19 protein-coding genes and 1 pseudogene are annotated in these 23,415 nt (G+C 68.5%); 12 read left to right on the top strand and 8 right to left on the bottom strand.

Features of this window, described 5'->3' with window-relative positions; all coding sequences use genetic code 11:
- Positions 1-152: 152 nt before the first annotated feature.
- Entirely contained in the window at positions 153-806 is a 654-nt protein-coding gene (locus tag ACFTWF_RS10275; protein ID WP_378461089.1) for a TetR/AcrR family transcriptional regulator, read from the top strand.
- Here ACFTWF_RS10275 and ACFTWF_RS10280 read toward each other — a convergent pair.
- The 4 genes from ACFTWF_RS10280 to ACFTWF_RS10295 all read right to left on the bottom strand — a co-directional run bounded on the left by ACFTWF_RS10280 (position 794) and on the right by ACFTWF_RS10295 (position 6,160).
- Entirely contained in the window at positions 794-1,567 is a 774-nt protein-coding gene (locus tag ACFTWF_RS10280) for a glutamate racemase (protein WP_378461090.1), read from the bottom strand. The two genes, ACFTWF_RS10275 and ACFTWF_RS10280, sit on opposite strands and share 13 nt — an antisense overlap.
- Before the next feature lie 32 nt (positions 1,568-1,599).
- Positions 1,600-2,781 carry an NAD(P)/FAD-dependent oxidoreductase gene (locus tag ACFTWF_RS10285; RefSeq protein ID WP_378461091.1) on the bottom strand — a complete coding sequence of 394 codons (1,182 nt, stop codon included), beginning with the start codon at positions 2,779-2,781 and terminating at the stop codon, positions 1,600-1,602.
- A gap of 69 nt (positions 2,782-2,850) precedes the next feature.
- Positions 2,851-5,382, bottom strand: coding sequence for an ABC transporter permease (locus ACFTWF_RS10290; RefSeq protein WP_378461092.1), 2,532 nt, complete (start codon positions 5,380-5,382; stop codon positions 2,851-2,853).
- 4 nt (positions 5,383-5,386) lie between these two features.
- Entirely contained in the window at positions 5,387-6,160 is a 774-nt protein-coding gene (locus ACFTWF_RS10295; protein ID WP_378461093.1) for an ABC transporter ATP-binding protein, read from the bottom strand.
- A gap of 144 nt (positions 6,161-6,304) precedes the next feature.
- Between ACFTWF_RS10295 and ACFTWF_RS10300 the strand changes: the two are divergent.
- The 5 genes and pseudogenes from ACFTWF_RS10300 to ACFTWF_RS10320 all read left to right on the top strand — a co-directional run bounded on the left by ACFTWF_RS10300 (position 6,305) and on the right by ACFTWF_RS10320 (position 11,911).
- Positions 6,305-7,223, top strand: a pseudogene (locus tag ACFTWF_RS10300) (hypothetical protein).
- A 72-nt stretch (positions 7,224-7,295) separates the two neighbouring features.
- Positions 7,296-8,858 carry a long-chain-fatty-acid--CoA ligase gene (locus tag ACFTWF_RS10305; RefSeq protein WP_378461094.1) on the top strand — a complete coding sequence of 521 codons (1,563 nt, stop codon included), beginning with the start codon at positions 7,296-7,298 and terminating at the stop codon, positions 8,856-8,858.
- Positions 8,855-9,283, top strand: coding sequence for a YchJ family protein (locus ACFTWF_RS10310; protein ID WP_378461095.1), 429 nt, complete (start codon positions 8,855-8,857; stop codon positions 9,281-9,283). The genes ACFTWF_RS10305 and ACFTWF_RS10310 overlap by 4 nt, the downstream gene beginning before the upstream one ends.
- A 24-nt stretch (positions 9,284-9,307) precedes the next feature.
- Positions 9,308-9,910 carry a hypothetical protein gene (locus ACFTWF_RS10315; RefSeq protein ID WP_378461096.1) on the top strand — a complete coding sequence of 201 codons (603 nt, stop codon included), beginning with the start codon at positions 9,308-9,310 and terminating at the stop codon, positions 9,908-9,910.
- A 102-nt stretch (positions 9,911-10,012) separates the two neighbouring features.
- Positions 10,013-11,911 (top strand): ABC transporter ATP-binding protein, encoded by a 1,899-nt coding sequence (locus ACFTWF_RS10320; protein ID WP_378461097.1) that lies wholly within the window; start codon positions 10,013-10,015, stop codon positions 11,909-11,911.
- Here ACFTWF_RS10320 and ACFTWF_RS10325 read toward each other — a convergent pair.
- Positions 11,892-13,295 carry a hypothetical protein gene (locus tag ACFTWF_RS10325; protein WP_378461098.1) on the bottom strand — a complete coding sequence of 468 codons (1,404 nt, stop codon included), beginning with the start codon at positions 13,293-13,295 and terminating at the stop codon, positions 11,892-11,894. The genes ACFTWF_RS10320 and ACFTWF_RS10325 overlap by 20 nt on opposite strands.
- Positions 13,292-15,148, bottom strand: coding sequence for a maltose alpha-D-glucosyltransferase (gene treS / locus ACFTWF_RS10330; RefSeq protein ID WP_378461099.1), 1,857 nt, complete (start codon positions 15,146-15,148; stop codon positions 13,292-13,294). Before treS ends, ACFTWF_RS10325 begins: the two co-directional genes overlap by 4 nt.
- Positions 15,149-15,326: 178 nt before the next feature.
- Between treS and ACFTWF_RS10335 the strand changes: the two genes are divergently transcribed.
- A complete protein-coding gene (locus ACFTWF_RS10335) occupies positions 15,327-15,866 on the top strand; it encodes a DUF664 domain-containing protein (RefSeq protein WP_378461100.1) in 540 nt (179 codons plus the stop codon).
- A 65-nt stretch (positions 15,867-15,931) separates the two neighbouring features.
- The gene (locus ACFTWF_RS10340; protein ID WP_378461101.1) at positions 15,932-16,564 is read left to right on the top strand and encodes a hypothetical protein; all 633 of its coding nucleotides are present in this window, start codon (positions 15,932-15,934) and stop codon (positions 16,562-16,564) included.
- Between the two features lie 36 nt (positions 16,565-16,600).
- Here ACFTWF_RS10340 and ACFTWF_RS10345 read toward each other — a convergent pair whose 3' ends face one another.
- Complete coding sequence (locus tag ACFTWF_RS10345; protein WP_378461102.1) at positions 16,601-18,364, bottom strand: DEAD/DEAH box helicase; 1,764 nt, start codon at positions 18,362-18,364, stop codon at positions 16,601-16,603.
- A gap of 109 nt (positions 18,365-18,473) precedes the next feature.
- Here ACFTWF_RS10345 and ACFTWF_RS10350 point away from each other — a divergent pair, with 109 nt between their 5' ends.
- The 4 genes from ACFTWF_RS10350 (at position 18,474) to ACFTWF_RS10365 (ending at position 22,722) form a co-directional block, all read left to right on the top strand.
- Positions 18,474-19,271: a carbon-nitrogen hydrolase family protein gene (locus tag ACFTWF_RS10350; protein ID WP_378461103.1), complete on the top strand. Its 798-nt coding sequence runs from the start codon at positions 18,474-18,476 to the stop codon at positions 19,269-19,271.
- Between the two features lie 60 nt (positions 19,272-19,331).
- Complete coding sequence (locus tag ACFTWF_RS10355) at positions 19,332-19,961, top strand: phosphoribosyltransferase (RefSeq protein ID WP_378461104.1); 630 nt, start codon at positions 19,332-19,334, stop codon at positions 19,959-19,961.
- Positions 19,962-20,060: 99 nt separating this feature from the next.
- Positions 20,061-20,765 carry a heme peroxidase gene (locus ACFTWF_RS10360; RefSeq protein WP_378461105.1) on the top strand — a complete coding sequence of 235 codons (705 nt, stop codon included), beginning with the start codon at positions 20,061-20,063 and terminating at the stop codon, positions 20,763-20,765.
- A gap of 139 nt (positions 20,766-20,904) precedes the next feature.
- Positions 20,905-22,722, top strand: coding sequence for an AMP-dependent synthetase/ligase (locus ACFTWF_RS10365; protein WP_378461106.1), 1,818 nt, complete (start codon positions 20,905-20,907; stop codon positions 22,720-22,722).
- Between the two features lie 51 nt (positions 22,723-22,773).
- On the opposite strand, the gene ACFTWF_RS10370 is transcribed toward ACFTWF_RS10365, so the two are convergent.
- A complete protein-coding gene (locus ACFTWF_RS10370; protein WP_378461107.1) occupies positions 22,774-23,397 on the bottom strand; it encodes an alpha/beta hydrolase in 624 nt (207 codons plus the stop codon).
- Positions 23,398-23,415: the final 18 nt, after the last annotated feature.

A 23,415-nucleotide genomic window follows, 5' to 3' on the forward strand; every position in this document is an offset into this window, starting at 1 on the left:
CCACCGCATGCCGGTTTCGGTTGCCCCGCCTCCCCCCCCCGGGGGGGCCGCCCCCGCCCCCCCTCAGTCCACACCAACCCCCCCCCCAACATGGTGGGGGGGGGGGCCCGGGTTCCCGGGGGGCCCCCCGCCGTTCACGTTCGGAAAGGCCCATGCCAGCACCGCATCTCCGTAAGCCCGGTGGTCCCGCACCCCGGAAGGTCCGGCGGCGGCGCAGCGCGAAGATCGACGGCGACGCCCGGGAACTGATTCTCGACGCCGCCGAATCCCTCATCGCCGCACACGGATTCGATGCCACGTCCACCGCATCGATCGCCTCCGCCGCGCACGTCCCGAAAGGACTGGTGTTCTATTACTTCCCCACCAAAACCGACATCCTCCTGGCACTGCTGTCCGAGAGACTGCCGACCGAACCGTTCGGCGACGTGAGCCCCCTGGTCACCCCGGGCGACCCCGCCGCCAGCCTCGTCAACCTCGACACCGCGCTGAATCTGCGCGATCACCACTCGTCGGTGATGCGCGTGATCATCTGGCGTGAAGCCGAAACCCACCCGGACGTCCGCGCCCACCTCCGGCGGTTCCGCGACTATCTCCGCGACATCACCGAGCGGCTACTCCAGGCCAGTGCGCCGTATCCCGTCCAACCCGGAACCCTCCGGGCGTGCGCGACGGCGTGGGTGGCCGCGATGTTCTCCGCCGCGGGCAACGACCGCCTGCACGACCTCGACGACCTGCCGCGAGGGCACGGCGAGGAACTCGACAACGTCGCGCGGGTGGTGGCGGCCGGGATGGCTCAGCTCGGCTGAGACCGTCCCGCGCACAGCAGCTGACCGGCGGGGAACGCCTCCGCGCTCGCAGGCAGATGTCCGGGTCTGCCGCTGAGGAACACCTCGACGGTTCCTTCCCCCGTGCTCGGACGGTTCAGCGCATCGATACGACGGAGGGTCTGCGCGGCGACCGCCTCCGCGCTGTCGAACAGCCGCACCCCGGCGGGGAGCTGCGCGGCGATCTCGTCGGCCATCAGCGGGTAGTGGGTGCACCCGAGCACCACCCCGCCGACGTCGCGGGGTGTGCGCTCCGCGGCAGAGGCGATGGCCGCGATGGCCGCGTCCCGTTCGCCGCGGTCGATGGCCTCGGCGAGACCGTGGCACGCGACACCCACCACGGCACTGCCGTTGCCGAACTTCTCGATCAGATCGGCCTGATACCGGCTCGCCGTCGTCGCCGCCGTCGCCCAGACGGCCACGGACGGGCATGCCGCGGCGGCCGGTTTGATCGCCGGCACGGTGCCGATCACCGGAACCTGCGGTCCGACGAACTCCCGGACGTGGTCGAGTGCGGTGACACTCGCCGTGTTGCAGGGCAGCACGATCACCTCGGCACCGTGGCCCATACTGCGCTCGACCGTCGCGAGAACACGGTCGATCACCCACTGCTCGGGCTTGGGCCCCCACGGGGCCCCGTCCGGGTCGAGAGCGAGAATCAGGTTCAGGTCGGGCCGCAACTTGCGCAGCCACGCCGCCGTCGGCAGCATGCCGAGACCCGAGTCGATGAGCGCAACAATCACCCGGAGAATCTATCGCGCCCCCACCCGACGGCCTACGCCGACGCGGCCTCGAGCACGTCGCCGATCGGAGTTCCCGCCGCGATCTTGCCCCGCATCTTCATGACGCCGCCCGCCATTCCACCGCCGACCACGCCGGCCAGAATTCCGTCCCGCTCGTAGTAGGCGAGGAACTTGCGCCCGTCGTCCTTGATCACGTGCACCTCGTCGGTGGCCGCCACCGTGCCCAGCGCCTGGATCTTGACGTCGTACTGGTCGCTCCAGAAGTACGGCACCTGGGCGGCCGGGTTCTCGTCGCCGGTCCCGGTCAGCGCGCCGGCGAGGATCTTGGCCTGCTCGCCCGCATTGCTCCAGTGTTCGACGCGTTTGCGCCCGCCCACCTGCAACTGCCACGCCGCGACGTCGCCGACCGCCCACACGTGCGGGACCGCGGTGCGTCCCACGGTGTCGCACACCACCCCGTTGTCCACTTCGACACCCGAGCCGTCGAGCCACGCGGTGACCGGCACCGAGCCGACACCGATCGCGACGACGTCGACGTCCATTTCGTTTCCGTCCCCGAGAACGGCCCCCGTGACCCGGCCGGTACCCACCAGCGACGTGAGTCCCACCCCGGCCCGGAGGTCGACCCCCGCGTCGGTGTGCAGCCGGGCGACGAGACCGCCGACCTTCTCGCCCAGCACGGACGCCAGCGGCGTCGGCTGTGGCTCCACCAGCACCACGTCGAGGCCGCCTGCCCGCATGCTCGCCGCCAGTTCGCAGCCGATGAAGCCCGCCCCGACGATCAGGGCGCGCTTGCCTTCGGCGAGATCCCTGCGCAGCGCCAGGCTCTCGTCGATGGAACGGAGAACGTGGACGCCCGCGAGGTCCGGCAGCCCCGGGATCCGACGCGGCACGAGACCGGTGGCGATCACCAGTTCGTCGTAGCCGAGTTCGGTTCCGTCCGCGAGTCTCAGGATGCGGGATGCCGGGTCGACCGACGCCGCTTCGACCCCCAGACGCAGTTCGATGTTCTTCTCGTCGAAGAACTCCCGCGGCTTGAGGGTGGTGTCGCTCTTCTCCCCGCGCATCACTTCCTTCGACAGCGGTGGGCGGTCGTAGGGAAGATGCGGTTCACCCCCGAGAAGAACCAGGTCGCCGTCGTATCCGGCCCGACGGAGTTCTTCGGCGGTCCGCAGACCCGCCAGGCCCGCTCCGACGATCACTATTCTCTGCACGAGCACATTATGCGGCTTCGCCGCCCGTGAGTACTTATTAACCTCGGGCGGTTAATAAGTACTCACGGGTCAGAGGTCGGCGATGGCCTCCAGCGGGCGGGTGCGGGCAGCGCGGCTCGCCGGCCACAACGCGGCGAGCACACCCACCACGCCGGACCCGAAGAGCATCGCGACCACCTGCCCCCACGGCACCGTCACCTGATCGAGCCCCTGATCCTTCAGAGTGCTCACGAAGCCCCAGCCGAAGGCGATACCGAGCAGCACCCCGACGGCCGCACCGAACACCGCGATGAGCATCGACTCCAGGTAGATCGTGCGGCGCATCTGCGACCGCTGCATACCCACCGCACGGAGCATCCCGATCTCCCGCCGTCGTTCCACCACGGAGAGGGCAAGGGTGTTGATGATGCCGAGGATCGCGATCACGACGGCGAGGGCGAGCAGTCCGTAGAGGATCGCGAGGAGGGTGTCGATCTGCTGCCCCTGCGTGCCCTTGAACTGATCCCGGTCCTGCACCTGCACCACGACGAACTGCTTGGTGGCGGATTCGAGGTCGGTGCGCAACTGCGCAAGGTCGGCGCCCGGTTTCGCATCGATCAGGACCGCCAGATCGGGAATGGTCGCGGCGGGCATGACCTGGCGGTACACCTCGTCCGACACGAGCCAGTCGCCGACCAGCTGGTTGTCCTCGAAGACACCCGTGACCTCGGCGTCGACGACCTTTCCGTCGGCGCTCGTCATCGGGACGGTCGACCCCAGTGCCCAGCCCTGCTTCGCGGCCGTTGTCTGGGACACGATGAGGTGGTTGCCGGTCAGGTCGGCGCCACCCTCGACGAGCTTGTAGTCGAGGACACCGTCGAGCGGGCCGTCGAGCGACGCGCCCTGCTGCTTCTCGTCGCCGACCGTCACCGACACCGGGTGCAGCGCGACGGCGCTGCGCACGTCGTCGAGGTTCCGGACCGCCCGCGCCGCACCGCTGGGCACGCCGATCTGATTGGGACCGGTGAGCACGTAGTCGGCGGACACACCCGAGTCGACGAGCTGGTTGACGCTGGCCTTCGCGGACGCACCGAAGACGCCGATCACGGAGACGAGCATCAACCCCAGCGTCAGCGCGAACGCGGTGGCGGCGGTGCGGCGCGGATTCCGCACCGCGTTCGTGCGGGCGAGACGCCCGACCGGACCGAACGGCTTCGCCAGCACCGCGCCGAGCGCCCCGACGATCGGCCGGGACAGCGCGGGCGCCGCGAACAGGACGGCCAGGATCAGACCCAGCGCGCCGGCACCGACGACGGCGGCCGCACCACCGCCCGTGCCCCGGGAACCGATCACGAGTCCCACGACGCCGAGGACACCGAGCACGGCACCGGCGATGGTGCGCAGGTGCAGCGAGTCACCGGTGGACGCGAATTCCTCCCGCATCGCCGCGACCGGCGGGACCTTGGACGCGCGGCGGGCGGGTGCGTACGCGCTGATCGTCGTCACGAGGACCCCGACCACGAGGGCGATGACAATCGTGCGCGGACCCACCTGGAGAGGCCCCTCGGGCAGTCCGACGTCGAACGCGTTCAGCAGGGCCCTCAGACCATAGGCGAGCCCGACGCCGGCGGCGATGCCGATTGCGCTGCCGATGACACCGACCACGAGGGCCTCGAACACCACCGAACGTCCCACCTGCTTACGGCTGGCACCGATCGCGCGGAGCAGCGCCAGTTCACGCAGCCGCTGGGCGACGATCATCGAGAACGTGTTGTAGATGATGAACGTGCCGACGAGCAGGGCGATCGCACCGAACGCGAGAAGGAAGTAGTTGATGAAGCTCAACGCCTCCGTGACCTGCGCCTTCGTCTCCTCGCGCACCTCGTCGCCGGTCTGGACCTTCGCATCGGGAAGGGCCGTGGCGATCTCGTCGCGCAGCTCGGTCTGGCCGAGGCCGGTGGCGGCCACGTCGATGTACTCGACGTGCTTGCCGTCGGTGAACAGTTCGCGGGCCTGCGAGTCGACGAACGTCGCGCCGATGAATCCGCCGGTCTCGTTGCCGGTGTCGTAGATGCCGGAGACGGTCACGTCGACCATGCCGCGAGCGGGCACGAGGACCTTGGTCGTGTCACCGACCGCCAGATGGGCGCGTTCGGCGGCACTGGCGTTGACGGCCATCTGGCCGACCTGCGCGGGCGGTGCGCCCTGAACGTATTCGTCGGGTTCGCCGAGAGCCTGACCCGGCGGCAGGTACGACTCGCCGATGCTCGGCGCGCCCCCGGTCTGGACGGCGGCGCCGCCGGAGTCGATGAGGACGATCTGCCCGCTGACGGCCGGTGCGACCGCGCGCACACCGTCGAGCGCGGTGATGGTGTCGATGTCGGCGAGGGGCACTCCGCTGGAGTTGCGCTCCTCGGCCGACACCCGGACGTCGACTCCCTGCGCGGTGTTCTCGAAGATGGAATCGAACGTCTTCTGGAGTGTGTCGGTGAAGACGAAGGAACCGGCGACGAACGCGGTGCCGAGCACCACGGACAGCACCGTCAGTGCCAGCCGGACCTTGTGGGCCGCCAGATTGCGCAGCGACACCTTGCGCATCGGCGCGCTGGATGTGGATGCCATGCGGTCAGACCGCCGCGTCGGACGTGAGGGCGTGGGTGGGCTCGTCGAGTCGCTTCATCGTGTCGAGGACCGAATCGGCCGTCGGCTCGCGGAGTTCGTCGACGATCTTGCCGTCGGCGAGAAAGACCACCCGGTCGGCGTAGGCCGCCGCGCGGGGATCGTGCGTGACGATGACGACGGTCTGATGGAACTCGTCCACCGCGGCCCGCAGGATCGACAGCACCTCACCCGAGGACTTCGAGTCGAGGTTGCCCGTGGGCTCGTCGCCGAAGATGATCTCCGGCTGCCCGGCCAGCGCGCGGGCACATGCGACCCGCTGCTGCTGCCCCCCGGACAGCTCACCGGGCCGGTGCTCGAGACGGTCCTGCAGTCCGAGCTTGGTGAGTACGTTCTCGAGCCACGCGGCGTCCGGCTTGCGGCCTGCGATGTCCAGCGGGAGCGTGATGTTCTCGAGGGCGGTCAGCGTCGGCACCAGGTTGAACGCCTGGAACACGAAGCCGATCCGGTCGCGGCGCAGCTGCGTCATCTGCTTGTCGGTGAGAGTCGTCAGTTCGGTGTCGCCGATGAGGACCGAACCCGAACTGGCCGAGTCGAGGCCGGCCAGGCAGTGCATCAACGTCGACTTTCCGGAACCGGACGGTCCCATGATCGCGGTGAACTCACCACGGGCGAACTCCGCGGATACCGCGCTGAGCGCGTGGACCTGGGTGTCGCCGGTGCCGTACGTCTTGGACAGCTCGACAGCACGGGCAGCGACAGCGGGGGCATGCGTGCTCATGATCGCCTTTCGTCATTCCTCTTGTGGCGGTCCGGCCCCGTGGTGACGGGCCGGGACGGTGCACGCGCGGCGCACTCCTCCATCTTGTCGACACGCGCGACGGCCCGCCATCAGGGACCACCCTGATCTTCGGTTCGAGGGGCCGTGATCTCTGCCACGGCGAGCGACGTGGAAACGCCCACGACGGCATTGCCGAACTGGGAGAATTCCGGTATCGCCGGTGCGAAGGAGAAGCCTGATGGCCATCGACCCCCCTACACCCCGGGCGGGATCGCGGTTCCTCGACGCGTTCCTGCAATCTCCGTTCGCCGGCCTGGCGCCGTGGATCGTGATGTCGCTGCTGTCCGGCCCCGGGCGGTTCGAGCAATCCGTCGCCACCGCCCTCGGGTTGTCGATCCTGTTCCTGATCCTCGGCCACCGCCGCGGCGGAAGCCTCAAACCCCTCGAAGTGTTCGACATCGTCTATTTCGGCGCCCTCGCCGCGATCGGACTGTTCGCGTCCGACGACCTGATCACGTGGCTGGAGAAGTGGTCGGGTGAGATGTCGAGCCTGGCGCTGGTCGCGTTCGCGTTCGGCTCGCTCCTGCTGCGCAATCCGTTCACGCTGCCGTACGCGAAAGAGACCACACCCGAGGAGTATTGGACCTCACCGCTGTTCCTCAGGGTCAACCAGCTCATCACGCTGGTGTGGGCACTGTCCTTCACGGTGTCCGCGGTGGCCGGACTGTTCGGCGACGCGGTCCTCGACCAACCGGACAATTTCTGGACGGGCTGGATCATCCCGATCGGGGCGTTGCTGTTCGCGTTGTCGTTCACCGAGTGGTATCCGGACGTGGCGAGCGCCCAGGCGCCGCGGGAGCCGGGCGAACCCGAAGAGGTGGCACCGCCCCTCGTCAAGCTGTTCGACTTCCTGCCCCCGTTCGTGATCGGTGTGGGGATCGCGATGCTCGTCACCGACAACGACCCCGACTGGCTGGGCATCACCCTGATCGTGGTCGGCGCCGTCGGCACCGCCGCGCTGCGACGCGCGGAGGCACGCAGCCGGAGCAGTTCGGCCGCGTGAGGCAAAACGTCACTGATCAGATCACCGACTACTAGCCTGATGTGACTGACGTCACATATGAGAGGTGGGCGCATGTCGGACGCCGACAACGAGATCATCTTCGACCGCCTCGCCCACTGGGCACAGGTCCGGCCGGACGACGTCGCCGTGCAGTTCCAGGGGACCCAATACACGTGGTCCGGTTGGCGCGACCGGATCCTGCACATCGCGGGAGCCTTGGCGGAAGGCGGAATCGGGCAGGGTGACACGGTCGCGTTCGTCGACAAGAACCACTTGTCGTGCCTCGAGGTCACCTACGCCGCCTCGCTTCTCGGCGCGGCCGCCGCGGTGCCGAACTGGCGACTGGCCGGCGAGGAACTCGACTACGTGATCAACGATTCCCGGGCGCGGATCCTGTTCGTGGGCAACGAGTTCCTCCAACAGGTCATGGCGCTGCGCGACCGGCTGACCGGAATCGAGCAGATCGTCACCGTCGGCGGGGAGCACGACGAATTCGAGCCGTGGCTCGCCGAGTGGTCCGCGCCGGCGTCGGTGCCGCACGTGGCCGCCGATTCCACCGCCCTGATCCTCTACAGCTCGGGAACCACCGGCAGACCCAAGGGCGTTCAGCTGACCCATCGCAACCTGATCGCGCACAGCAACGCCGTGCTCGACATCCTGCCCGCGCGCCACGACGACTGCCTCCTCGTCGCGATGCCGCTGTTCCACGTGGGCGGGAGTTGCTACGCCATCATGGGCGTCCACGCCGGCGCCCGCTGCCACTTCACCCGGGAGGCCGACGCACCGTCCCTGTTCGCCGGTCTCGCGGCAGGGGCGAACATCGCGTTCCTCGTGCCGCCGGTGATCGCGGGAGTGCTCGCGGCAGGAGAGCAGGCCGTGGCCGCGTTCGGTGCGCTGCATCGCATCACGTACGGCGCCGCGCCGATGCCCTTGCCGCTGCTGCGCAGCGCGCTCGCCGCGTGGCCGGACACCGAGTTCGTCCAGGTCTACGGAATGACCGAGTGCGCGGGTGTCGTCACCGCACTGCTGCCGGACGTCCATCGCGACGAAGCGCAGGAGGCGAGGATGGCGTCGGCCGGGCGGCCCATCCCCGGGGTCGAGATGCGCATCGTGGACCCGGTCACCGCGGAGGACGTCGTCCCCGGCGCGACCGGGGAACTGTGGTGGCGGACAAAACAGCGCACGCCCGGGTACCTCGGCAAGCCCGACGCGACGGCGGAGGCCGTGACCGCCGACGGCTGGTTGCGCAGCGGCGACATGGGTCGCGCCGACTCCGACGGTTTCGTGTTCATCGAGGATCGACTGAAGGACATGATCATCACCGGTGGTGAGAACGTCTACTCACCCGAGATCGAACGGGTGCTCGTCGAACACCCGGCGGTGGCGGAGGTGGCCGTGATCGGGGTGCCGGACGACCACTGGGGCGAGACCGTGAAGGCTGTGGTCGTGCCGGTGACGGGGACGAGTGTCGAACCGGACGAATTGATCCACTACACCCGTCAGCGTCTGGCGAAGTTCAAGTGCCCGACGACGGTCGATGTCGTCGACCTCCTGCCCCGCAACCCGACGGGCAAGATCCTCAAGCGGGAACTGCGCGCGCAGTACTGGAAGGACCGCACCCACAAGCTCGTGTGAGCGACGTCCATACTGGGACGGTGACCGCTCGATGCCCCTGCCTGCTCGGTGAACCGTACGACGAGTGCTGCGGGAGATATCACCGCGGAGACGCGCAGGCTCCCACGGCCGAGCGTCTCATGCGATCACGGTTCAGCGCGTTCGTCGTCATGGATGCCGACTACCTCCTCGCGACGTGGCATCCGAGCACCCGGCCCGGGAGTCTGGACCTCGATCCCGATCAGCGGTGGACGCGCCTGGACATCCTGGGCACGAGCGACGGCGGCCTGCTCGACACCACGGGCACCGTCGAGTTCCGCGCGCACTACGTGCTGAACGGCCGCCGCGAATCGCTGCACGAGAACAGCCGATTCGTCCGGGTGGACGGCAACTGGCTGTACCTGGACGCGATCGCGACGCCACGCCCGGGGCTCCCCCGACTCTGATCGGCTCCGGCCTACGATCGGATCATGATCAACCACCGGATCGGTCCCGTCGCCGTGTTCGCCGCCTGCTCACTGGCCCTGACACTCACCGGATGCTCGGAGTCGAACTCCGCCAGCAGCGCGGCGGCGACGTCACCGGCCGCCGCGGCCACCACGAGCAGCGCCCTCGAACCCGAGTCGGCGCCGATCCCGACCGACGCCTCACCGAAATCGTCCGCGGCGTCGGACTCGGCCAAGCTCACGGTCACCGACGTCCGCGTCGGCGAGCACGCGGGATTCGACCGCGTGGTGTACGAACTCGGCGGGAAGGGCACACCGGGCTGGCGGGTCCAGTACGTCGACGCGGCGGTGCAGGACGGCAGCGGCAAGACGATTCCGGTGTCGGGCAACGGCATCCTGCAGGTGCAGATCGACGGCTCGGCGTACCCGTTCGACAGTGACGTCGAGGGGTACTCGGGTCCCGATCCGGTGCCCGGGGTTCCCGGCGGAACGGTGACCGAGGTCAACGGCGCGCTCGTGTTCGAAGGGGTCACGCAGTCGTTCATCGGCGTCACGCAGCCGGGTCGCCCGTTCACGGTGTCGACCCTCTCCGGTCCGACGCGGGTGGTCGTCGACGTCGCGAAATAGCCACACCGGCACCCACGGCTTGACCTCGAGTTAAGTCGAGGTTCTACCGTCGTGTCATACCCCGGCTCTACCGTGGGGGGATAGCGACAGGAGGCCGCTGGCATGAGCATGGAAGTCACGGCGTGGAACGCGATGTACAACGCGATGCACGCTCAAGAGGATCGTCGACCCTTCTCCCGCACGACGTTGCGGCGGATAGCCCGGTTCGCCCTGCCCCACCGTCGCAGCCTCGGGTGGTATCTGCTGCTCAGCGTCGTCACGGCCGCGCTGGCGGTGGCCACTCCGGTGCTGGCGGGACGTGTCGTCAATGCCATCGTCGGCGGCGACGCGGTCTCCGTCGTCGTGCGTCTCGCGGCGCTCATCGCGGTCATCGCCGTCCTCGAATCCGCCCTCGCCCTGTGGACGCGGTGGCTGTCCGCGAGCATCGGCGAGAATCTGATCCTCGACCTGCGGACCGCCGTGTTCGACCACGTGCAGAAGATGCCGATCGCCTTCTTCACCCGCACGCGCACCGGCGCGCTGGTCAGTCGCCTCAACAACGACGTGATCGGTGCGCAGCGCGCGTTCAGCGACACCCTGTCGGGGGTGGTGTCCAACCTCGTCACGCTCGGTATCACGCTCATCGTGATGGTCGGGATCTCCTGGCAGATCACCCTGTGCGCTCTGCTGCTGTTGCCGATCTTCGTCCTGCCCGCCCGCCGGATGGGCGCGCGACTGGCGCAACTCAATCGCGAGGCGGCCAACCACAACTCGGTGATGAGCACTCAGATGACCGAGCGGTTCTCGGCGCCCGGCGCCACCCTCGTCAAGCTGTTCGGCCGGCCCTCCGAGGAGTCCGCGGAATTCGCGGTGCGTGCCCGCCGCGTGCGGAACATCGGTGTCCGCACGGCGATGCTGCAGTCGGTGTTCGTCACCGCACTCACTCTCGTGTCGGCGCTCGCTCTGGCCCTCGTCTACGGACTGGGCGGGTTCTACGCACTGCGCGGACAACTCGACGCGGGCGCCGTCGTCGCGATGGCGATGTTGCTGACCCGTTTGTACTCACCCCTCACCGCACTGGCCAGCGCACGCATGGACGTGATGAGCGCGCTGGTGAGCTTCGAGCGCGTCTTCGAGGTCCTCGACCTGACACCATTGATCGCGGAGAAGCCCGACGCGGTCGCGGTGCCCGAGGGACCGGTGTCGGTGGAGTTCGACTCCGTGGAATTCGCCTATCCTTCGGCCGACAAGGTGTCGCTGGCGTCGCTCGAGGAGGTCGCGACCCTCGACACCCGCGGCGGCGTCGACGTGCTGCACCGACTGTCGTTCCGCGCCGAACCCGGACAGATGATCGCGCTGGTGGGATCGTCCGGGGCCGGGAAATCCACCATCGCCCAGCTGGTTCCCCGGCTGTACGACGCCGACGCGGGCTCCGTGCGACTGGGCGGCGTCGACGTGCGGGACCTGACCGCCGACTCCGTCCGCGCCACCGTCGGCATGGTGACGCAGGACGGCCACCTCTTCCACGACACCGTGCGGGCCAACCTCCTGCTGGCGCGGCCCGGTGCCACGCAGGCGGACCTCGACGAGGTCCTGGACCGGGCACGGCTCACCGACCTGGTCGCCGCCCTACCCGACGGCCTCGACACGGTGGTCGGCGAACGCGGCTATCGACTGTCCGGCGGAGAACGTCAGCGGCTCACCATCGCGCGGCTCCTGCTCGCGCATCCGCGGGTCGTCATCCTCGACGAGGCCACCGCGCACCTCGATTCCACGTCCGAGGCCGCGGTGCAGGAAGCACTCGGCGAGGCCCTCGCGGGCCGGACGGCGGTGGTGATCGCCCACCGGTTGTCGACCGTCCGCGCGGCCGATCTGATCCTCGTCGTCGAGGCCGGGCGCATCGTCGAACGGGGCACCCACACCGAACTGCTCGCCGCCGGCGGCCGGTACGAGGAGCTGTACCGCACTCAGTTCGACACGGGTACGGTGTCGTCCCCGGCGCTCACCGAGGTGCTCCGGTGAGTCTGCGAATGGCGGACAGCGGCAAGCCGATCCAGCTCGGGCGGTTCCTGAACTCGTACACGGTCTCGTACACCGCCTTGTCGAGTTCATAGGCCCGGAGCAGCGCCGCCGCCTCGCGTGGGTCGGTGCCCGACACCGAGGCATAGCCCTCGCAGAAGGCATCGGCGTTGCGCTGGGCCCATTCCCGCGCACGGAAGTCACGCTGCGACGCGGCACCCGTCGCTCCCATCGGCACCGAATCTGCCAGCAGATGGTGAGCGGCGTAGTCGAAGGACCGCAGCATGCCCGCGACGTCCCGCAACGGACTGTCCGGTTCCCGGCGCTCGTCGAGCGTCTTGGCCGGCTCGCCCTCGAAGTCGATGAGCAGCCACCGCTCCGGTGTCCGCAGTACCTGACCGAGGTGGAGGTCGCCGTGGATCCGCTGGACGGTGGTGGCGCCCAGCGCTTCCGCCTCGGCGAACGTGTCCCGTACGGCATCGGCCACGTCACCCAGTTCGGGCACGATCGACGTGGCGACGTCCAGCCTGCGCGTCATCGCGTCGACGGTCGTCGACGCCACCTGCCGTTCCTCTGCGCCGAGTTGACGCGCCAGGGTGGCGTGCACCTCGGCGACTGCGGCACCCATGCGATGGGCCTCGCCGGCGAAGTCGGTTCCCAACTCCGCGGCGTGGAGATCGGCCTCGATCAGAAGGTCGCGGACGCTGCCGAGCGCCATGCTCCACCCGTCGGCGGAGTTGGCCTCGAAGTCCTGCACCATCGCGAGGGTGGTCAGCACACCGGCCACGTCGGTCTCCATCCACGCCCGCAGCGTCGCCACGTATTCGCTGCCCGCTTCGGCGAGCGCGAGGTGGAGTTCCACGTCGGGATTCACCCCCGGCGTGACCAGACGGAAGATCTTCATCAGGAGCTTCTCGCCCAGCACCACCGACGTGTTCGACTGTTCCGCACCGAGCGTCCGGCCGCGGAGGCCCGGCTCGATCACCGTGCCCGGCACCGTCTTCAACTGCACCGGCCCCGAACCTGCGGCCTCGGCCAGCAGGTCGGCGTACAGCGTGATGACCTCGGTGTCGTGCAGTCCGTCGTACGCGATCATGGTGTTCTCCCCGCCGTCCGGCAACGCCCACGGCTCGAGGTCCTCGGGCAGATGGCTGCGGAACCCCAGCGGGATCTGGTACAACTGCGGCGGCCCGGCCTGGAACTCCACCGCTACCAGGAGATGCTCCGCCGAGAATCCGAAGACCGCGGTCAGCGTGTGGCGCAGAAGGATCCGCACCGCCGAGATGGTGTTTCCCTTGGCGGCGAACCACCGCCGATCCGGCAACCACTCGGCCAGTTGCCGCTCGAGGGTGGCGTCGGAAATGCGTTCACTGGTGGGTTCGTTCACTGTTGCACCGCCTGTTCCGCTTCGCTACTGACCGGATGTCCGCTCACTGCTCCGCCGGACTTCGGATCCGGTTGCAACGCGAACCAGAAGAAGCCGTGACCGGGCAGCGTGATCATGTATCCGTCGTCCACAATGGCGGGAAAGGGTACGGAACCCGTGAGCTCCACCGGGATTCGACCGGTGAACTCGGTGAGGTCCAGGATCACCGCCTGCGGGAATCTGGACAGGTTGTTGACGCACAGGATGACGTCGCTGTACGGGCGTTCCGCGCTCGGCGGCGTCTCGCGCACGTATGACAGAACGGCCGGGTTCGCGCTGCCGAGCTCGGTGAAGGCCGCCGTGCCGAACGCTGGATGTTGTTTGCGGACCTGGATGAGGCGCCGCGTCCAGTGCAGCAGCGAGTTGGTCGAGTTCATCTGCGCCTCGACGTTCACCGACTGGTAACCATACGTGGGATCCATGATGACCGGCAGATACATTCGCGCCGGGTCGGCCCGGGAGAATCCGGCGTTGCGGTCGGGCGTCCACTGCATCGGTGTCCGCACCGAGTCGCGGTCGCCGAGCCAGATGTTGTCGCCCATGCCGATCTCGTCACCGTAGTAGAGGACGGGCGATCCCGGCAGGCTCAGCAGCAGCGCCGTGAACAGCTCGAGCTGGTTGCGATCGTTCTCCAGCAACGGAGCGAGACGTCGCCGGATACCGATGTTGGCCTTCATCCGCGGGTCCTGCGCGTACTCGGAGTACATGTAGTCCCGCTCCTCGTCGGACACCATCTCGAGCGTGAGTTCGTCGTGGTTGCGGAGAAAGATCCCCCACTGGCACGAGCTCGGGATCGGCGGTGTCTGCGCGAGAATTTCGGAGATCGGAAAGCGGTTCTGCCTGCGGACGGCCATGAAGATGCGGGGCATCAGCGGGAAATGGAACGCCATGTGGCACTCGTCCCCCACGTCAGGCTCCCCGAAGTACTCCACGACGTCCGCCGGCCACTGGTTCGCCTCGGCGAGCAGGGCGCGACCCGGGTATTCGGCATCCATGACGGCCCGGCACCTCCTGAGGAACGCGTGTGTCTCCGGCAGGTTCTCGCAATTGGTGCCCTCGCGCTCGAACAGGTACGGCACGGCGTCCAACCGGAATCCGTCGATCCCGAGGTCCAACCAGAATCGGAGCACATCGATCATCGCGTTCTGGACGTCGGGATTGTCGTAGTTGAGGTCCGGCTGATGGGAGAAGAAGCGGTGCCAGTAGTACTGCCCCCGCACCGGATCCCACGTCCAGTTGGACGTTTCGGTGTCGACGAAGATGATGCGCGCGTCCGGATACGCCTCGTCGCGGTCGGACCACACGTAGAAGTCGCCGTACGGACCGTCGGGGTCGCTACGCGACTCCTGGAACCAGGCGTGCGTATCGGATGTGTGGTTCATGACCAGGTCGGTGACGACTCTGATCCCGCGGCGGTGCGCCTGATCGAAGAGCTGGACGAAATCCTCCACCGTGCCGAACTCCGGCAGGACCGCGCGGAAGTCGCGGATGTCGTATCCGCCGTCGCGCAGCGGTGAATCGTAGAACGGCGGCAACCACAGGCAGTCGACCCCGAGCCAGGACAGATAGTCGAGCTTCGACGTCAGCCCTTTCAGGTCGCCCGTGCCGTCGCCCGAAGAATCGAAGAACGCACGGACCAGCACCTCGTAGAAGACCGCAGTCTTGAACCACTCGTGGTCCACCTGCAGTTCCCGGGCATGGAAGAAGTCGTCGGATCGGGCCTCGACGAGGTGGCCCTCCAGGTCGTGCTCCGGCTGGGCAGCATCCGCCCGGGGCGGGCCGGCGTGGGCCGACGACGACTCTTCCAGGGGCATACGCACCTCGGTTCGCGACTCGATCCGGGACCAGGGGCATTCCCCGGACACTGGTGTCGATCGTAGGGCGGCGGTGCCCGGACCGCTGGGAAGGCGCGGGTCGTTTCGTTCCGCCCAGGATCCCGACTGTCGCCGATCGGGGACAGTAGGTGTCCGCTATCCGCGCCACACTGAACGCATGACCGAGACACCGAGCATCCCGAACCCCATCTCCGACGAGCGCGGACTCCTTCTCCTTTTGCTCGACAACCAGCGCACCGCATTCCGCAACGCGCTGTCGGGGCTGACCGAGGAGCAGGCTCGCAGCGTGCCCAGTGCCAGCGAGATGAGCCTGGCTTCGCTCCTCAAGCACGTCATCGACGGCGAAGAAGCGATGACCTCCCGCATCACCGGCACCCCGCGCGGCGGCGGCGAAGACCCGGTCGCCGCGTGGATGGCGGCATGGAACGTCACCGACGACGAAACCGTCGGCGTTCTCCTCGCCCGTTTCGGCGAAGCGCAACACGCCACCGAGGCCGCGGTCGCCGCCGAAACCGATCTCGATCGCGACGTTCACCTGCCCGCCGACGTGGCCCGGTGGATGACGCCGGGGGTCGCGTACACGGTCCGCTACCTGCTGCTGCACCAGATCGAGGAACTCGCCCGGCACGCCGGTCACGCCGACATCATCCGGCAGTCTCTGGACGGCGCACGGGCCGATACGCTCGGGCTCGGGTAAATTCTCCGTTCGGGCGGCGCTGCAGAGCGGCCCGGACGAGACAACGAGGAGTTCAGGTGGACGGTATGAGCGTGACGCGACGCACGATCGCGGCGGCAACGGTCGGCATCGCGGCGACATTCGGTGTCTCCGGGACGGCAGCCGCGGACCCGGCCACCACGGACGTCCCCGGACTCGCCGAGCTCCGCACCCAGGCCGACAAGCCGGAAGCGAAGGCCGCGGTCGAGGCGTTGGCCACGTCGACCGTGCTGAGTGACGTCGCGGGGCCGTCCACACCGTTCTTCTACACGGCACCGACCGTGGGCTGCGGCACCGTCGCCCCGGTCACCCTGACGCTTGCGTCGGCCACCACCGGACCCAGCGCCGACGTGAAGGCCAACGAGATCAGCTTCCAGGCGCTGTCCGCCTACCCCGGTGTCGTGAAGGCCTCCGGCCTGAACGTCGCGTGGATCAACACCAACACCGGTGCCAGCGGCATCCTGCCGCTCGACGGCGTCACGGAAGGCGGGTACCCGGCGCTGAACAAGGTCGTCGCGACGGGACCGGGCACGGTCGTGGCATCGATCTTCGGCACCGTCGACTACACCAGCACGACCTGCTACGTGCTGCCGACCGTCGGTTCGTTCTTCGTCCCCGAAGAGGTACCGCTGCCGGCCGAGGCGGCACAGCCCGCCCCGGCCCCTGCTCCCCCGGCGTAACCGCCGGAGATCACGATTCGGAGGGCCGCGCGGGAACTACTCGCGCGGCCTTTTCCGGCTGTCGCGGTCGCGCTGGAACTTTCCTCCGGCCCGATCGTCGCGGCCGCCGCGGCCCGGACGGCCCGTCGGCGGACCCGAATCCGGCTGCAGCTGGATCAGCACCCCGGAGATCCGGGTACGCCGCAGGGCCTCGAGGGTCTCGCTGGACAGGTCGGCGGGCAATTCCACCAGGCTGTGGTCCGGGCGGATGCTGATGTGCCCGAAGTCGCTGCGCCGCAACCCGCCCTCGTTCGCGATGGCCCCGACGATCGCGCCCGGCACCACACGGTGCCGCTTGCCGACGGCGATGCGGTACGTCGCCAGTTCCTGGCCCTCCGGTCCGCGGGACCGCGTCGGCGGGCCGTCGTCGAAGCGGCGAGCGGGACGTTCGCGCGGCTCCCGCTCGCGGCGGGGCGCGGGCGGCGGTTCGGGCGCCATGAGGAACGCCTCGCCGTCGCGCGACTGCACGGCCAGCGCCGCCGCGATGTCGGCGAGCGGCACGTCGTGCTCCTGCTCGTAGTCCTCGATCATCTTGCGGAACAACGCCAGATTGTCGGAGGTGAGGCTTTCGGTGATCGAGTCGCCGAACTTGGACACCCGCTGCGCGTTGACGTCGTCGACGCTGGGCAGCTGCATCTCGGCCAGCGGCTGACGCGTCGCCTTCTCGATGGCCTTGAGGAGGTGCCGCTCGCGCGGTGCCACGAACAGCAGCGCCTCGCCCGCGCGCCCGGCGCGGCCGGTGCGGCCGATCCGGTGGACGTACGACTCCGTGTCGTGCGGAATGTCGTAGTTGACGACGTGGGAGATCCGATCGACGTCCAGCCCACGTGCGGCCACATCGGTGGCCACGAGGATGTCGAGGGCGCCGCTCTTGAGCTGGCCGATGGTGCGTTCACGCTGGGCCTGCACGATGTCGCCGTTGATGGCCGCCGCCGAGAATCCGCGCGAGCGCAGTCTCTCCGCGAGATCCTCCGTGGCCTGCTTGGTGCGCACGAAGATGATCATGGCCTCGAAGTCCTCGACCTCGAGGACACGCGTCAGGGCGTCGAGCTTGCGCTGATGCGCCACCTGGACGTACCGCTGCGAGATGTTGGACGCGGTGGACGTCTTCGACTTCACCGTGATCTCGACCGGGTCGTGCAGGTACTGCTTCGAGATCTTGCGGATCGCGCCCGGCATCGTGGCCGAGAACAGAGCGACCTGCTTGTATTCGGGTGTGTCGGAGAGGATGCGCTCGACGTCCTCCTGGAAACCCATCTTCAGCATCTCGTCGGCCTCGTCGAGCACGAGGTACGAGAGCTTGGACAGATCGAGGGTGCCCTTCTCCAGATGGTCGATGACACGACCGGGCGTGCCCACCACCACGTGCGCGCCGCGCCGCAGCCCGGACAGCTGGACGCCGTAGCTCTGCCCGCCGTAGATCGGCAGGACGTGCAGGCCGGGAATGTGGGCGGAGTACTTGCCGAACGCCTCCGCGACCTGCAGGGCCAGTTCCCGGGTCGGCGCGAGAACCAAGGCCTGCGGCGACTTCTGCGTCAGGTCGATCTTCGAGAGGATCGGCACTGCGAACGCGGCGGTCTTACCGGTGCCGGTCTGCGCCAGGCCGACGACGTCGTTGCCGGCGAGGAGGGGCGGAATGGTGGCGGCCTGGATCGGCGAGGGCGACTCGTAGCCCACATCGGACAGTGCCTTCAAGACCCGATCGTCGATGTCGAGGTCGGCAAAAGTGGGGGGTTCGGGGTCACGCTCGATATCACTCATTGACCAGCAGTTTAGTGCACGAGTCCACACCGCAATGCCACGCCGCGGAAATACGCGGCGACCGGGACGGGGAACGCGTGTCGCGACGTCGTCGCCTAGCGTGGACGGCATGGTCGATGTCGCTGTCATTCAGTTCGCTCCCGGTCAGGACAAACAGGAGAATCTGCGCACACTCCGCGCCCTCGCCGCCGAGGCCGCGGACCGGGGCGCGAAGGTCGTGGTGGCGCCCGAGTACGCCATGTTCACCGCACCGCGAACGGACGAGCGGATCGTCGAATCGGCCGAGGGCCTGGACGGGCCGTTCGTCACCGGTCTGGCCGCGACGGCGAAGGAACTCGACGTCCACCTGGTGGCCGGAGTCAACGAACAACTGCCCGGGGACGATCACATCTCCAACACCCTCGTCGCGGTCGGACCGGGCGGCGACATCGCCGCCACGTACCGCAAACTGCACCTGTACGACGCGTTCGGCTACAAGGAGTCCGACGTCATCCGCGCGGGCGAGATCGGCGCCCCGGAGACCTTCTCCGTCGACGGCCTCACGTTCGGCATGCAGACCTGCTACGACCTCCGGTTCCCCGAGGTCACCCGCCGCATCGTCGACGCGGGCGCGGACGTGCTGCTGCTGCCCGCACAGTGGGTGCCCGGACCGCTCAAGGAGGACCACTGGTCCACGCTCGTGCGGGCCCGCGCCATCGAGAACACCGTGTACGTGGCCGCCGCCGACCAGAGCGCGCGCACCGGCGCCGGCAACAGCATGATCGTCGACCCGATGGGTGTGGTCGTCGCGTCACTCGGTGAACGGGTGGGCGCCGCGGTCGCCGCGGTGGACGCGGACCGGATCACCGAGGTGCGGGAAAAGAACCCCGCCCTCGCCCTGCGCCGATTCACCGTCACCGAGATCTGACCGACGCGATCGGGAGTAGCGTCGAAGTCGAAGCGTTCTCCCCGATTCACGGAGCGTTCGATGCTGTACACCAGCCGCGCCGACGCCGGTCGCCGACTGGCCGCCGCACTCGACCATCTGCGCGGCACCGACCTGGTGGTGCTCGGTCTGCCGCGCGGCGGAGTGCCGGTCGCCTTCGAGATCGCGGCCGCCCTGTCGGCCCCCCTCGACGTCGTGCTCGTCCGCAAACTGGGTGTCCCGTGGCAGCCGGAGCTCGCCATGGGCGCCATCGGCGAGGGCGAGTCCCGGGTGATCAACGACGACGTTCTCCGGATCGCGCGGATCAGCAAGACCGCGCTCGCCATGGTCGAAGCGAAGGAGCGCCACGAACTCGCACGGCGGGCCCGGGTGCTGCGGGGCGGCAGGCCGCGAGCGTCCCTGAAGGGCCGCACGGCCGTTCTCGTCGACGACGGGATGGCCACGGGCGCGACCGCGGCGGTGGCCTGCCAGTCGGTGAGGAAACTGGGCGCGGCGCGCGTGGTCGTCGCCGTTCCGGTCGCCGCACCGGAGGCCGTCGGCCGCCTCCGGGTGACCGCCGACGAGGTGATCTGCCCTTACACCCCAGCCGATCTCGGCGGCGTCGGCGCTGCGTACGAAGATTTCCATCAACTCTCGGACAGCGAGGTCACGGACCTGCTGAGCTCCCACTGACGGTCGTTCTCGAGGAATCTTCAGCTCCGGTGCAACGTTCCCGAAGGCCCTGTCGATACACCGGACAGAGCACAGAACAGACTGCCTTTGGAGGATCTCGTGACCGTCTCTGCCGATACCGTCGAAACCGTCGTCACCGCCTGCCGCGACCGATTGGGCGACCCGTCCGGTTGGGTCACCTCCGATGCCTATCGGCACAGCCTCGCGCTCTGCATCATCGAATCGGTGCAGTCGAGCGCAGGCCACAGCGAGGTCGCCGTCGTCGACCGTTACCTGGCGTACCGGCGGGCGCACCCCGATCAGCCCCTCACCGACGGTGCCCGGGACCTGCTCCGCACGTTCGAGGAGGCCGGCAGCTCGGATCAGTGGGCGGGCAAGGTCGGTTCGTACAAACGGCGGTACACCGCCACCGGGGTGCCGATCGAGGCTCGGCACATCCAGCAGGCGGCCGAGCGGCTCCACCAGCTCCGCATCAACAGCATCGACGACCTTCTGGAGGCCGCGCGCGACGAGGCCGCCCTGGAGCAGATCCACGACGCCTGGGTCGAGGTGTGCGGTGAGAGCAGCGACGTCACGTGGGCACACTTCCTGATGCTCGCCGGGATCCCCGGGGTCCGGCCGAACCGGGTCGCGGACGTTTTCATCAGCGGCGCGCTCGGCATCTCCGAGGCCACCGACGACGGTCGTGCCGACGAGATCCTGGAGGCGACCGCGACGGAGCTCGGCGTCGATCCGGATCAGCTGAACTACGCGATCCGGCGGTGGCTGTCGGCGAACTCGCGCCGTCTCGAAGAGGCCGCCTGAGTTACCAGTTTACGTCGAGTTACACTTATCTCCGCTGGTCAGAACGGAAATACACATAACGGACATCGACCCTGGTGCGAAACTAGGACAAATGTGATCGAATGCACATCCGTCATGTCGTTTCAGTGGAGGGGTCATAGTGCGTGAATTCTCGGTACCGCAGTCGTTCTCAATTCCGGAGGACGCCTCCATGGCGGACACGGTCTTCCGTCACGCCGAGGAAGACCCGACGTTCGTGCCGTTCAAACGCCCGGGCAACGGCGGCTGGGTAGACGTCACCGCCGCCGAGTTCGCGGAGCAGGTCTCCGCCGTCGCGAAGGGTCTCCTCGCGTCGGGCGTCGAACTCGGAGATCGCGTCGCGATCCTCTCGGCGACCCGCTACGAATGGGTCGTCATCGACTACGCGATCTGGACGGCGGGCGGCTGCACCGTCGCGATCTACGAGACGTCCGCGCCCGATCAGGCGAAGTGGATTCTCGAGGACTCCGGGACGTCGCTGCTGGTCGTCGAGAACGCGAAGCAGGCCGACGCGCTCAAGGTCGTCACCGAGGCCGCGCCGGATCTGCGTGAGGTGCTGCAGATCGAAGGCGGGGCGCGCGGAGCGACGGGGAATACACCGAACGCGATCGAGGAACTGTCGAGGCGCGGCGAGAGTGTCACCGACGAGCAGTTGCACGAGCGTCGTCACCAGGTGCGCGCGTCCTCGCCCGCGACCCTCATCTACACGTCCGGCACCACCGGTCGCCCGAAGGGCGTGCAGCTGACCCACTCCAACTTCTACGCCGAGTCGGCGGCCGTGAAGCTGGCGCTGAGCGATGCGATGTACGCAGGCAGGCGCACCCTCATGTTCCTGCCCCTCGCGCACGTCTTCGCGCGCGCCATCTCGTTCGGTGCCTTCGACGCCAAGGTCACGGTCGCGCACACCGCCGACCTCACCACGCTGCTCGACCAGTTCGCCGCCTTCAAGCCGCACTTCATCCTGTCGGTGCCGCGGGTGTTCGAGAAGGTCTACAACTCCGCCAAGCAGAAGGCGTACGACGGCGGCAAGGGCAGCATCTTCGAGAAGGCGTCCGCAACCGCCATCGCGTTCAGCGAGGCGCAGGACAACGGCGGTGCCGGTCTGGGTCTCAAGCTCAAGCACGCCCTCTTCGACAAGCTCGTCTACTCGAAGCTGCGCACCGCACTCGGTGGCGAGTGCGACCGCGCCGTCTCCGGTGGTGCCGCGCTCGGCGCACGCCTCGGCCACTTCTTCCGCGGAATCGGCGTGCCGGTCTACGAGGGCTACGGCCTCACGGAGACCAGCGCCGCCGTCTCGGTGAACACCACCCGCGCCCAGAAGGTCGGCACCGTCGGGAAGCCGATCGACGGTCATGCCGCGAAGATCGCCGAGGACGGCGAACTGCTCCTCAAGGGGCCCGTCGTGTTCGGCGGTTACTGGCACAACGAGCAGGCCACGGCGGATTCGATCCGGGACGGCTGGTTCCACACCGGCGATCTCGGCTCGATCGACGAAGAAGGCTACGTCTCGATCACCGGCCGCAAGAAGGAGATCATCGTCACCGCCGGCGGCAAGAACGTGGCACCGGCGGTCCTCGAGGACGCCCTGCGCGCGCACCCGCTGATCAGCCAGTGCCTCGTGGTCGGCGACGGCAAGCCGTTCATCGGCGCGCTCATCACCCTCGACTCCGAGACCCTGCCGGGCTGGAAGGAACGCCACGGGCTGGCCGCCGACACCCCCGTGTCCGAGCTGGTCAAGCACCCCGATCTGGTGGCCGAGATCGACGAGGCCGTGGCCGAGGGCAACAAGAAGGTGTCCAACCCCGAGCGGATCAAGAAATACCGGATCCTCGAGGTCGACTTCACGCAGGAGACCGGTGAGCTCACGCCGACGCTGAAGCTCAAGCGGAACGTCATCCACAAGGAGCACGGCGCCGCCATCGAGGCCATCTACGCGTAAGCGGCTCCGCCGCCCGTGAGTGGCCGGGGAGTGCACAGACTCCTCAGCCACTCACGGGCGTGTCGCGCCCAGGACGAAGTCGCGGACCACCGCCGTCACGGTGGCATGGACCTTCTCGTGGAGCAGGTCGTGTCCGGCATCGTCGAACTCCCGGAGTTCGAGGCCGCGGACCCCGGCAGCCCAGTCGCGGACGGGATCGATCGGTGCGATGCGATCGTCCACACCGTGGACCGCGAGCAGCGGCATCCCCACCGAAGCGAGCGCCTCCGCCGTCTGCGGCACCGCGGCGGTCTTCGGCATCCCGCACAGAACCGCGCACCGGAAACCGGTGTCGCCGCGCAGGAGAAGTTCCAGCGAGACCGCGGCGCCCAGGGAGTGCCCCATCAGGGCGAGCGGGACGTCCGGCGCGTGCTGCCCGGCGAGCCGGGTGAGAAGCGCGGCGTCCTCCGCCAACTCGGCGACCGACCCCGGATGGTCACCCTCCGACAGGCCGTGGCCGGCCTGGTCGATACCCCACACCCCGATTCCGGCAGACGTCAGTCCGCGCGCGAACCGGTGGTAGTGACCCGTGTGCTGCCCCATCCCGTGGAGGAACACGAGCTGGGCGACCGGTCCACCCACCGCACTCCAGTGCCGGTAGTGGATCAGCCCGGAGTGGCCGTCGAAGAAAGGCATGGCTGCCATTCTGGGCCT

The organism is Rhodococcus sp. NPDC056960 (genome assembly GCF_042674125.1).
Taxonomy (GTDB): domain Bacteria; phylum Actinomycetota; class Actinomycetes; order Mycobacteriales; family Mycobacteriaceae; genus Rhodococcus_F.

Excerpts from the sequence above, each read along its gene's own strand:
- ACFTWF_RS10275 (WP_378461089.1), top strand. The coding sequence starts at position 153 with ATGCCAGCACCGCATCTCCGTAAGCCCGGTGGTCCCGCACCCCGGAAG.
- ACFTWF_RS10290 (WP_378461092.1), bottom strand. The coding sequence starts at position 5,382 with ATGGCATCCACATCCAGCGCGCCGATGCGCAAGGTGTCGCTGCGCAAT.
- ACFTWF_RS10295 (WP_378461093.1), bottom strand. The coding sequence starts at position 6,160 with ATGAGCACGCATGCCCCCGCTGTCGCTGCCCGTGCTGTCGAGCTGTCC.
- ACFTWF_RS10305 (WP_378461094.1), top strand. The coding sequence starts at position 7,296 with ATGTCGGACGCCGACAACGAGATCATCTTCGACCGCCTCGCCCACTGG.
- ACFTWF_RS10315 (WP_378461096.1), top strand. The coding sequence starts at position 9,308 with ATGATCAACCACCGGATCGGTCCCGTCGCCGTGTTCGCCGCCTGCTCA.
- ACFTWF_RS10320 (WP_378461097.1), top strand. The coding sequence starts at position 10,013 with ATGAGCATGGAAGTCACGGCGTGGAACGCGATGTACAACGCGATGCAC.
- treS (WP_378461099.1), bottom strand. The coding sequence starts at position 15,148 with ATGCCCCTGGAAGAGTCGTCGTCGGCCCACGCCGGCCCGCCCCGGGCG.
- ACFTWF_RS10335 (WP_378461100.1), top strand. The coding sequence starts at position 15,327 with ATGACCGAGACACCGAGCATCCCGAACCCCATCTCCGACGAGCGCGGA.
- ACFTWF_RS10340 (WP_378461101.1), top strand. The coding sequence starts at position 15,932 with ATGAGCGTGACGCGACGCACGATCGCGGCGGCAACGGTCGGCATCGCG.
- ACFTWF_RS10345 (WP_378461102.1), bottom strand. The coding sequence starts at position 18,364 with ATGAGTGATATCGAGCGTGACCCCGAACCCCCCACTTTTGCCGACCTC.
- ACFTWF_RS10350 (WP_378461103.1), top strand. The coding sequence starts at position 18,474 with ATGGTCGATGTCGCTGTCATTCAGTTCGCTCCCGGTCAGGACAAACAG.
- ACFTWF_RS10355 (WP_378461104.1), top strand. The coding sequence starts at position 19,332 with ATGCTGTACACCAGCCGCGCCGACGCCGGTCGCCGACTGGCCGCCGCA.
- ACFTWF_RS10370 (WP_378461107.1), bottom strand. The coding sequence starts at position 23,397 with ATGCCTTTCTTCGACGGCCACTCCGGGCTGATCCACTACCGGCACTGG.